Genomic DNA, 10,136 nt, shown 5'->3' with positions numbered 1-10,136 from the left:
TATTTTTGACCACGCTCCAGCAGCCGTGGTCTAACCCCCAGTGATCGTGGTCAAATAAAATGTCGGTTTTTTCAACAAGTTTTTTTGTTTCCTCTGCGAGTTCGGGGCTGCCAGGTGCTGCGTATTGAACGGCAAATAATTCCCTGGGAAATCCTCCAAAGTCATGAATGGTTTTTGGTTGTTCCATTGCCGTTACATAAGTACCCTTTGTTTCCCAGTGTGCTGAAATGCAAAGGATGGCGGCTGGCTTCGGTAGCTCATAACCCAACGAGTGCCAACCCTTTGTGTACGTATTTTCTTCAATAGCATTCATAGGGCTACCGTGTCCAACGAAAACTACTGGCATTTTTTCTGAAGCCTTCAGTGTTCCACTAAATTTTCTTAGGTCATTTAGGCAGTTCATGGCAGCGGAATTTGATAGTGATTCTTAATACTATTAAATGTATGTACATATAATTGTCTTAATTGGTTCCCGGCGTCTTCAACATAAATCACTGACCTGTAGCAGATTAATATTTCTTGTAACCATTGGCCTGAAATGAAGTCTTTACTAAATTAACAATGCATTGGGCAAAAACTCTTCTGTTGATTCATCAACAAGCTTTTTATTTATCAGGACTAATCAATCATGGTTAAAAATCTCATTATGGCTTCGTTTAGAAGCCTGCTGAAAAACCGTTTCTTTTCGGCACTCAACATCATTGGCCTTTCAATTGGTGTGGCGGTTTTCATGTTAATAGCTCAGTATGTACACTTTGAACGGAGCTACGAAAATTTTATTCCAGAGGCCGTTAATATTTACAGGGTCAAGCTTGACGTGTTCAGGAACGGTGAACGGGTAATTTCTAGTGCCGAGAACTATCCTGGTGCCGGGCCTGCATTTCTTCATGAATTTTCAGAGGTGACAAATTACGCCCGTCTCTACAATTTGGGCTATAAGAACAATGTGATTATCACCTATACGCCAGAGGCGGGCGAGCCGGTGGCTTTCAAGCAACGTAGGTTTCTTTATGCTGACTCCTCATTTCTGTCGTTGATGGGATATGAGATGGTGTCAGGCGACGCTGCCACGGCATTGGCTGAGCCCTTTAAGGCCGTGATTTCTGAAACACAGGCGAAAAAGTATTTTGGGAACGATAATCCTATCGGAAAGTTGATACGGATGCAGGATGATGATTTCAACAATGAGCTTTGTGAGGTGACTGGCGTTTTCAGAGACCTTCCTCCAAATACCCATCTAAAGTTTGATGTCCTTTTTTCCTATAAAACATTATATGCAAGAGGAGAATATGCTCCCGGGCGATATAATACCAGTTGGGCTAGAAAGGATATGTACACTTTTGTAAAGCTAAGGCCTGGAACCGATCTGGATGCATTTGAGGGAAAATTTCCTGCTGTTCTTGATAAGTATAAGCCGAAGGATCAAACCATAGCGGTAGAAGATAAACTAAGTCTCCAGGCACTGCAAGATATTCATCTCCATAGCAATTTAGCGGACGAGCCGGAGACGAACGGCGATGCCGATATTGTTTTATTTCTCGGCTTAATTGGCGTTTTCGTCATCATAATTGCATGGATTAATTACGTCAATCTGGCAACGGCCCGGGCGTTGGAAAGAGCCAGAGAAGTAGGCATCAGAAAAGTAATGGGGGCGTATAAAAATCAACTTATTGCTCAGTTTATGGTTGAGTCGGCCATGGTGAATCTGATTGCAATCGTTCTGGCGTTGATCATTTCGCTGGCTTGCCTGGGTATTTATAACAATGTGTCCGGCTTGTCACTTACAGCCTCTTATTTTGTGTATGGCTGGTTTGTTTTGATGGTGGCAGTTATCTGGCTCGTTGGTACTATTCTTTCTGGCTTTTACCCCGCTTTTGTTTTGTCGTCGTTTGCTCCGGTTGAAGTTTTACGAGGAAAGATGGCGACCAGCCAGCGAGGTGTCATGCTTAGGAAAGGGCTTGTTTTGCTCCAATTTGTTGCTTCTGTTTCACTCATTGCCGGTACTCTGATCGTGTTTAATCAGCTCAAGTATATGACGAGTCAGGACATTGGAGTCAATATTGATCAGGTACTTGTTGTTGAGAGGCCAGGGATAGCTCCAAGGGACAGGGAAGCATTCAATTCTTCCATCGACGTGTTCAGGAATGAAATAAAGCAAAGCCCTGCGCTGAATGCTGTAAGCACGACGGCGACGGTTCCGGGGAAGCAGAGAGATTACATAGTGGGAGTGAAAAAATACGGAACGTCGGACGACAACATTGTGCCACTGCGTTTCAATAGTATGGATTATGATTATCAGGATGTCTTTGAACCCTCTCTGATAGCAGGCAGGTACTTCGCAAGGGAATTCACCGCAGACCAAGACACTTCGGTTATTATTACTGAGTCGGCGGTGTCACTGCTTGGCTTCAGCTCTCCGGCCGATGCAGTAGGGAAGTTTGTTGACGTACCAGGGTTTCGTTGGGCACCCAAGATAGTAGGTGTGGTGAATGACTATCATCAGAAGTCATTCAAGAACGCCCTGGAGCCAAGTATTTTCTACTGCACATTATATGGCGGTGAATTTTATTCCGTACGGCTGGTAACGAATGACTTGCAGGGTGCAATCAAGGAGGTGCAAGCGGCATGGACAAGGGCATTTCCAGGTAATCCCTTTGACTATTTTTTTCTTGATGACTACTTCAATACACAGTATGAAAATGAGCGAAAGTTTGGCAAGCTTTTCACCACTTTTGCAGTGTTAGCCGTGCTGATAGGCTGCCTTGGCCTGCTTGGCCTGGCTACTTTTACTGCCCAGCAGCGCACCAAAGAAATTGCGATAAGAAAAGTGCTCGGTTCGAAAGTGGCGGGTATCTTCTTTTTACTACTAAAAGACTATCTCATCATCATTGGAATTGCCATTGTTGCATCTGCCCCAATTGTTTATTTTTTCATGCAGAACTGGATCAACGACTTTCCTTATCAAACGGAAATCGGCATAGATGTATTTGCACTGGCTGGTTTAGCTGTATTGGTGATTTCTGTACTCACAGTTAGTTTCCAAACGATGAAGGTAGCCACGGCCAACCCTGTAAGATCACTTAGGAATGAGTGAAGAAAAGCAGTTGCCTTTTTCTGCTGATGCAGCATCTTTTTAAGATCATTCGTATTTTGAGCTTCCACTAAAGGAAGCTCAAAAATTATGAAACGATTTCTACTGTCTCTCTTGTCTGTATTGGCCTTTGGTTGCTCTCAAAATGAAAGCAGCACGCAGGAAAGCAAGGAGGAAGTGCCGAAACCCAATATTCTTTTTATCATGTCCGATGACCACGCTATGAAGGCTATTAGTGCCTATAGCAAAGAACTTATCAGGACGCCAAATATTGATCGGATTGCTCAGGAAGGTGCGCTGATGCGAAATGCCTTTGTTACAAACTCCATCTGCGCTCCCAGTCGTGCGGCCATACTTACAGGGAAATACAGCCATCTTAATGGCTTGAGAGACAACCGGGATGAATTTGATGGCAGTCAGATGATATTTCCGAAGCTGCTTAAAACAGCTGGCTACCAAACCTATCTGATAGGGAAATGGCATTTGAAGTCGAAGCCACAGGGATTTGATTTTTGGAAGATACTTATCGACCAGGGGGAGTATTATAACCCGAGACTGGTTTCAGAAAATGACACCACCGTCGTGAATGGCTATACCACAGATGTGATTACTGATGAGGGGCTCTCGGTTCTGCAAAGCAGAGATAAGTCAAAGCCTTTTGTCATGTTGCTTCAACACAAGGCCCCACATAGAAACTGGCAGCCAAACATTAAACATTTTAGGCTTTTTGAGGAAGATCTGCCTATTCCTGCGACGCTGTATGATGACTACAAAGGCAGGCAAGCCCTGGCTGAACAAGATCAGCAAATCACCAATATGTGGCTGTCTAACGACCTTAAATTGACGCCAGATTATTATGAAGAAGAAACCGGCACGGGTGGCGCTGTTGGCCCTTCTGACCCAGAATCTTCCTATGCGGCGATGTTGAATCGAATGACTGAGGAGCAGAGAGTGCCCTGGGACGCTTACTACGACTCCGTTGGGTTGGCTTTCAAGTCGGCTAATCTTTCCGGAAAGGAGCTATGGAACTGGAAGTACCAGAGGTACATCAAAGACTACCTGAAGTGCATTGTGTCTGTGGACGAAAATGTTGGAAGAGTGCTGGACTACCTTGAGGCGGAAGGCCTGGCGGAGAACACCATTGTTGTGTACACGTCGGATCAAGGGTTTTATTTGGGCGAGCATGGAATGTACGACAAGCGGTTTATGTACGAGGAATCGTTCAGAACGCCTATGCTTATCAAATATCCGAAGGGGATCAGGTCAGGAACCTCTATTGAGGAGCTGGTGATGAATATTGATTTTGCACCGACTTTTCTTGATTACGCTGGTGTAGAGATACCAAAAGAAATGCAGGGCCTGTCAATGAGACCTTTGTTTGAGGCCAGGGGTGAAAGACCCGAATGGCGGGAGTCGGTATACTATCATTATTATGAGTATCCTCATGGCTGGCACAAAGTAAAAAGACACTATGGCATTAGAAACTACAGGTATAAGCTTATTCATTTTTACCATGATGTCGACACCTGGGAGCTGTATGATTTACAACAAGATCCTCAGGAGATGAATAACCTCATTGATGATCCAAAATATGGTGATGTAGTCGAAGAGTTGAAAGCCAAACTGATAGAAAAGCAGATTGAGCTGAACGAACAGCCCGAGATAATTGACTTAACACGGGGTGAGGAGTTCATAGGCGGTGATCGCTTATAATTCTGTCTGGTGCGTGAGCTAAACTGAATGGGTGGTAAGGCTGACTAGTTATTGTAAAGAACTTCCATAGCCCCCAGGAGGTAAACCAAAGGCGCGTTCCAGTTGATGGCGATTTCGTTGGATGCATAAGAACAATCATTATCGACAAACGACTCGTCAGGAATATTTGAAGGGTAGCCTTCACAGCCGTCCTGTTGTCCGGGGTTGGGACCGCCGGAAAGTAGGCCGGGAACAGGCTCGTCTATCCCATCGGCAACTGACGGTCGGTGGTGAGGATGTATTGGGCTCTTGTCGCCATGGCCCGTTACAAAGGAATACCCGCTTGCGTTTCTGCCAAGCAGATAATCCATGTTACTCAGGGCCCCTTCCAGATACTTTTTGTCGTTGGTCAATCGGTAGGTTTGAAGCAAAGCCACACCCTGGTTCGCAGCTACGGCACTGCTACCCCAGACAAAGTCTTTTTCCGAACCACCCATTACCGTTTGCCAGGCGGCTGACCCATTTATTAACCCGTCTGCAAAATTTATCAACTGAGCCCTTAAAGGGGTTATTTCTGAAAAGCTGGTGTGCGGAAGTTTATTGATAAAGCGGGCGAGCGAATAGTATCCCATTAGTCTCACATTTCCCCAAGAAGGTAAAGACAGATTCTCATCAGGAAATAGGTTGATGGCGGAATAGTAGGCCTCGTCACCTGTCGAAATATAAAGCTCACAAGCCGCCCAAATGAACTCGTCACCTACTGATTTGTCGCCGTAAGCTCCGGTAGTTATGTCCGGGTCGTGGGCCTTGTTCACTTCGTCTTGATTGTAAAGTACCTCCGGGTTTTGCTGTGCCCACTTCCACGCCTTTTTGGAGGCGGCCAGACAGCTGTCGGCAAGACCGGGCAGCTGAGATTCAAAGTTTGCAAAGACCCTGCTTGCTTGAGCGGTTACGGCAGCGAAATCCAGCGTGGCAGTGGTACTTTTTTGCACAACCCATCTTTTGTTGGTAGCGTTTTCAGGCATCACCATGCCCTCAAATTTGGCCGTGGTCAGTTTATGGTAAACTCCACCGTCGGTGTCTTGCATCCGCAGCATCCAGCGAAGATTCCAAAGTGTTTCGTCAAGAAGGTTCGGAATATCATTGTTGCTTTCGGGAATATTCAGATCAAGCTTGCTGTAATAGGCAGGGAAGTCTTCATAAGCGGACAGTAAAGTACCCATTGTAATGCCGCTGTTGACAATGTACTTATTATAGTCGCCGGCATCGTACCAGCCTTTGGGGGCTGACAGTTTGAAGTCGGCGGGCCTTTCGGATGTTGCCGCCGAGGGGTGTACAAAAACGGCAGTGTCGGGATGGCCACCTGCTCTGGTCCATTTGCCAGCATAGATTTCCGGCAGGTCAGTTGACATACGCTGGTAGTAAAAGCCTTTTATGGAAGCTTTGCTGACTTCATTCAGCACGTTCGGCTCTATTTCAAAGGGATAGGAGTCGGCCAGGCCAGTCGCCTGAATGACATAGCTACCCGGCCTGTCGAGTATGGTGAAATCGGCGGCACGAGTGGTGTAATTGCCAAATGACGATTGGTTCGGCTCACCTAGCTGTCCTTCAAAAACTGCCTTGTTTGAGTTAAGGTCAACGACAGTGAATTTCTCCGCCGCTGCACCTTTAATGATAGCGATTTTAGGAGCGCCAACGTAAAACCCAATTTGGTTAAGGTAAATGCCAGAGCCCTCGGCGGGCTCTGACTTATTTTGTTGCTGACAAGCGAAAGAAATGGCCAATAACAAAATAAGGCTAAGGACACTTCGGACGTATTTCATGTTGTTCCTGTTTTCAGGAGTGAAACTTTAAATCTTCTTGATCAACTCAATCGCCTCTTTCGTTTTCCTTTCTAGTCCGGCGTAGTCTTTTGCATCGAGCAGGTCTTTGCTAACCAGTTTACTACCCATACCCACGGCACACACGCCTGATTTGAACCAGCCTTTGAGGTTGCTTTCTTCAGCCTCTACACCCCCTGTTGGCATAAAAAGAAGATCGGAGAAAACTGCTTTGACTGCAGATACAAACTCGGGGCCCAGGAGGTTGCCAGGAAACAGTTTTACCAACTTAGCACCATTTAGCTCGGCGCCAGCAATTTCGGTTGGTGTCATGCAGCCAGGAATCCACTGCAAACCAGCCTTGTGTGTCACTTCTGCCACATCAGGGTTCATTGCCGGGCAGATGATGTAGTCGGCACCAATGCCGATAAAACTACGAGCCGCTCCCACATCTTTGATGGTTCCTATGCCGAGGAGTAGCCCGGGAAAATCCTTAGACGATTGCTTTTTCAGGTATTCGAAAACACCGAAAGCCTCCGCTCCCCTATTGGTGAATTCTATTGTACGAATTCCGGCTTTATAAAGGGCTTCAATGGCTCTGATGCTCACTTCTTTGTCGGAATGATAAAACAATGGAAGCATTCTTTGGGCCTTAATAGCGGCTATGGCGTCTGGTCTATTGGACATTTCTCTTTTTTGATATGGATTCGTAAAACAAGGAAATAAAATTGTGCCGCCGAAACGGCACATTCACTAACGGGCTACTCTACCGGAAGCGTCGCCTCCCATGAGTTTTTCCACCTCGCTTTTGGTAGCCAGGTTGGCATCACCAACGATGGTATGCTTCAGACACGAAGCGGCAACTGCGAAATCAAGCGCATGCTGATCGTTGTCAGGATACTGCAGCAACCCGTAGATCAAACCGCCCATGAAGGAATCGCCACCGCCGACACGATCAACAATGTGAGTGATCTGATATTGCTTCGATTCGAACATCTTTTTGCCGTCGTACAACACACCAGCCCACGAATTGTGTGATGCAGAGATAGAACCTCTCAACGTAGTAATTACTTTCTTAGCCTTTGGGAACTTCACCATCATTTGCTTACACACCGAAAGAAAGGCTTGCGCTGTTACTTCATGCCCCTGTGTGGTTACATTCAGTCCTTCTGGCTTGATGCCAAAGTGCATTTCAGCGTCTTCTTCATTGCCTAGGATAATATCGCAATAGGAAGTAAGCTCAGTCATGATGGGTTCAGAAGGTACACCATATTTCCAAAGTTTAGCTCTATAGTTGAGGTCAGTAGAAATAGTGATGCCCATATCGCTGGCCACCTTTACCGCTTCAAGGCAAGCGTCGGCTGAGCCCTGCGAAATGGCAGGCGTAATACCAGTCCAGTGGAACCAGCCAGCTCCTTCAAATACCTTTTTCCAATCGATCATGCCCGGCTTGATGTCGGCCATTGACGAGTGGGCTCTGTCGTAAACTACTTTGCTGCCACGACTCACTGCGCCGGTTTCCAGAAAGTAGATCCCCAGACGATCTCCGCCGAAAATGATGTTTTGCGTATTCACACCTCGCTTGCGCATCTCCATCAACGCACATTCGCCAAGATCGTTTTTGGGGAGCCTGGTCACAAAATCAACAGGTACACCGTAGTTAGCCAGGGAAACGGCCACGTTTGATTCGCCGCCTCCATAAACCACATCGAAGGAGTTGGCTTGTGAAAATCTAAGAAAACCCGGAGGTGACAACCTCAACATGATCTCGCCAAATGTTACTACTTTTTTCATTGTCGGAGTGAATTAATTCGGATGAAAGTTAAAACATTTTCTTTATTCTAATGCCCGGTATGGCCATTTGGTTATTAGACGAAATTAAAGGGAAACACCCCTCTTCCAGGGAATAAAATCTTCCTGGCCATTTCGATCAGCTGCACATTTTTCTTCGCCACTAGCCACTTTGATCAAGTAATCGAGGATGCGCCCGCCTGCTTGTTCGATAGTTTCGCTGCCTTCGATAATGGGGCCTGTATTGATATCAATGATGTCAGGCATTTTTTCATACAGCTTGGTATTACTCGACAGCTTGATGACCGGGGCTATCGGATTGCCTGTAGGCGTGCCCAGGCCAGTTGTGAAGAGGCAGATTGTTGCGCCGGAGCCAACCATGCCCGTTGTTGATTCCACATCATTCCCAGGTGTGCAAAGTAGCGTAAGGCCTTGCTTGCGCACCTTTTCGGGGTAGTCGAGCACATCCATTACCGGCGAAGTGCCACCTTTTTTCGCCGCTCCTGCCGATTTGATAGCATCAGTGATCAAGCCATCCTTGATATTGCCTGGCGAGGGGTTCATGTCGAAGCCGGAACCTGCCTCGTGGGCTCGTTGGTTGTAGCGAGTCATCAGGTCGACGAACCGATTGGCTGTGGCTTCGTCGACACAGCGGTCGCAAAGTTCTTGTTCTACTCCGCAAAGCTCAGGAAACTCCGAAAGGATGACGGAGCCACCCAGGGCTGATATGAGATCGGAAGTATAGCCGATAGCCGGATTGGCCGAGATGCCCGAGAATCCATCGGAACCGCCACATTCCAGCCCCACGCAAAGTTTGCTCAACGATGCGGGCTCTCTATGTGACTGGTTGGCGATGATCAGTCCTGTAAAGATCTGTTTCACAGCCTCACCGATAAGGTCTGCTTCACGGCCCATTTTCTGCTGTTCAAACACCTGAAAAGGCTTGTTGAACTTAGGGGAGCGCTTGTCAATTTCTTCTTTCAAAATGCTCGCTTGTGCATTTTGACAACCAAGGCTTAGCACCGTTGCACCAGCAACATTGGGGTTGGTGATATAGCCAGCCAACAAACCACAAAGTGCCTGCGCATCCTGCCGGGTGCCGCCACAGCCCATGGAGTGGGTGAGGAAGCGGATGCCGTCTACATTGGGGAAAAGTGGGTTGTTGCTAACACCAATGGTGGTTTCGTCAAAAGCCACTTCCTGTATGTCGGAAACACTCTGCCCCGACTGGTACATAGAAATCAGTCGTTTTGTGAACTGCTTGTATTTTTTTGGGCTAGAGAACCCAAGTTCTTCCAGAAGTGCCTCTTTCAACGAGTCAACGTTTTTGTTTTCACAAAAAACCATCGGCACCACTACCCAGTAGTTGGCAGTGCCGACAGATCCGTCCGACCGGTGATAACCCATGAACGTTTTGCTTTTCCACTTGCTAACATCGGGGGCGACCCAGTTGTTTTTTTTCTCTCTTGCATGAAGGTCGCCCACTGCATGCGTGGTGTTCTCAACGGAGATTCTCATGCCCTTTGCAATGGGATTTTTAGCAGTGCCTACCACCAGGCCGTACATTTTGATTTTATCGCCCTGAGCCATGTCATTCATGGTGAACTTATGCTTGGCGGCAATGGGTTCTTTGAGTGTGTAGCTGGCCCCGTCCAGGCTCACTGTGTCGCCCTGGGCAAGGTCGGTGAGGGCAACGATGACGTTGTCGGCTGGGTGTACTTTAAGGACTTTAGCGTTCATGG

The 10,136-nt window shown here is 47.0% G+C and carries 7 protein-coding genes (1 of these 7 cut by a window edge); 2 read left to right on the top strand and 5 right to left on the bottom strand.

The genetic code is table 11. The features are described 5' to 3' along the window. Positions 1-403, bottom strand: the 5' portion of a protein-coding gene (gene ygiD, locus RT717_RS20275; protein ID WP_317488181.1) for a 4,5-DOPA-extradiol-dioxygenase. 422 nt of this gene lie to the left of the window's left edge; 403 of the gene's 825 nt are visible here — the first part of the coding sequence; it begins with the start codon at positions 401-403; its stop codon lies off the left edge, out of view. Between the two features lie 243 nt (positions 404-646). On the opposite strand from ygiD, the gene RT717_RS20270 reads away from it, so the two are divergent. Next, complete coding sequence (locus RT717_RS20270) at positions 647-3,094, top strand: ABC transporter permease (protein ID WP_317488180.1); 2,448 nt, start codon at positions 647-649, stop codon at positions 3,092-3,094. An 87-nt stretch (positions 3,095-3,181) separates the two neighbouring features. After that, entirely contained in the window at positions 3,182-4,804 is a 1,623-nt protein-coding gene (locus RT717_RS20265; RefSeq protein WP_317488179.1) for a sulfatase family protein, read from the top strand. A gap of 44 nt (positions 4,805-4,848) precedes the next feature. Here RT717_RS20265 and RT717_RS20260 read toward each other — a convergent pair whose 3' ends face one another. The 4 genes from RT717_RS20260 to RT717_RS20245 all read right to left on the bottom strand — a co-directional run bounded on the left by RT717_RS20260 (position 4,849) and on the right by RT717_RS20245 (position 10,134). Next, on the bottom strand, positions 4,849-6,606 hold the full coding sequence (locus RT717_RS20260) for a glycoside hydrolase family 9 protein (RefSeq protein ID WP_317488178.1): 1,758 nt from the start codon (positions 6,604-6,606) through the stop codon (positions 4,849-4,851). A gap of 27 nt (positions 6,607-6,633) precedes the next feature. Then, positions 6,634-7,290: a beta/alpha barrel domain-containing protein gene (locus RT717_RS20255; protein ID WP_317488177.1), complete on the bottom strand. Its 657-nt coding sequence runs from the start codon at positions 7,288-7,290 to the stop codon at positions 6,634-6,636. A 66-nt stretch (positions 7,291-7,356) separates the two neighbouring features. After that, positions 7,357-8,397 (bottom strand): sugar kinase, encoded by a 1,041-nt coding sequence (locus tag RT717_RS20250; protein ID WP_317488176.1) that lies wholly within the window; start codon positions 8,395-8,397, stop codon positions 7,357-7,359. Between the two features lie 84 nt (positions 8,398-8,481). After that, on the bottom strand, positions 8,482-10,134 hold the full coding sequence (locus RT717_RS20245) for a UxaA family hydrolase (protein WP_317488175.1): 1,653 nt from the start codon (positions 10,132-10,134) through the stop codon (positions 8,482-8,484). Positions 10,135-10,136 lie beyond the last annotated feature (2 nt).

Origin of the sequence: Imperialibacter roseus, from assembly GCF_032999765.1 — a bacterium.
Classification (GTDB): domain Bacteria; phylum Bacteroidota; class Bacteroidia; order Cytophagales; family Cyclobacteriaceae; genus Imperialibacter; species Imperialibacter roseus.
The sequence above is the reverse complement of the archived record's forward strand: the minus strand, read 5'-3'. Positions and strand labels throughout refer to the sequence as shown.

Coding starts and splice junctions, on each gene's coding strand:
- RT717_RS20270 (WP_317488180.1), top strand. CDS start 647: ATGGCTTCGTTTAGAAGCCTGCTGAAAAACCGTTTCTTTTCGGCACTC.
- RT717_RS20265 (WP_317488179.1), top strand. CDS start 3,182: ATGAAACGATTTCTACTGTCTCTCTTGTCTGTATTGGCCTTTGGTTGC.
- RT717_RS20260 (WP_317488178.1), bottom strand. CDS start 6,606: ATGAAATACGTCCGAAGTGTCCTTAGCCTTATTTTGTTATTGGCCATT.
- RT717_RS20255 (WP_317488177.1), bottom strand. CDS start 7,290: ATGTCCAATAGACCAGACGCCATAGCCGCTATTAAGGCCCAAAGAATG.
- RT717_RS20250 (WP_317488176.1), bottom strand. CDS start 8,397: ATGAAAAAAGTAGTAACATTTGGCGAGATCATGTTGAGGTTGTCACCT.
- RT717_RS20245 (WP_317488175.1), bottom strand. CDS start 10,134: ATGAACGCTAAAGTCCTTAAAGTACACCCAGCCGACAACGTCATCGTT.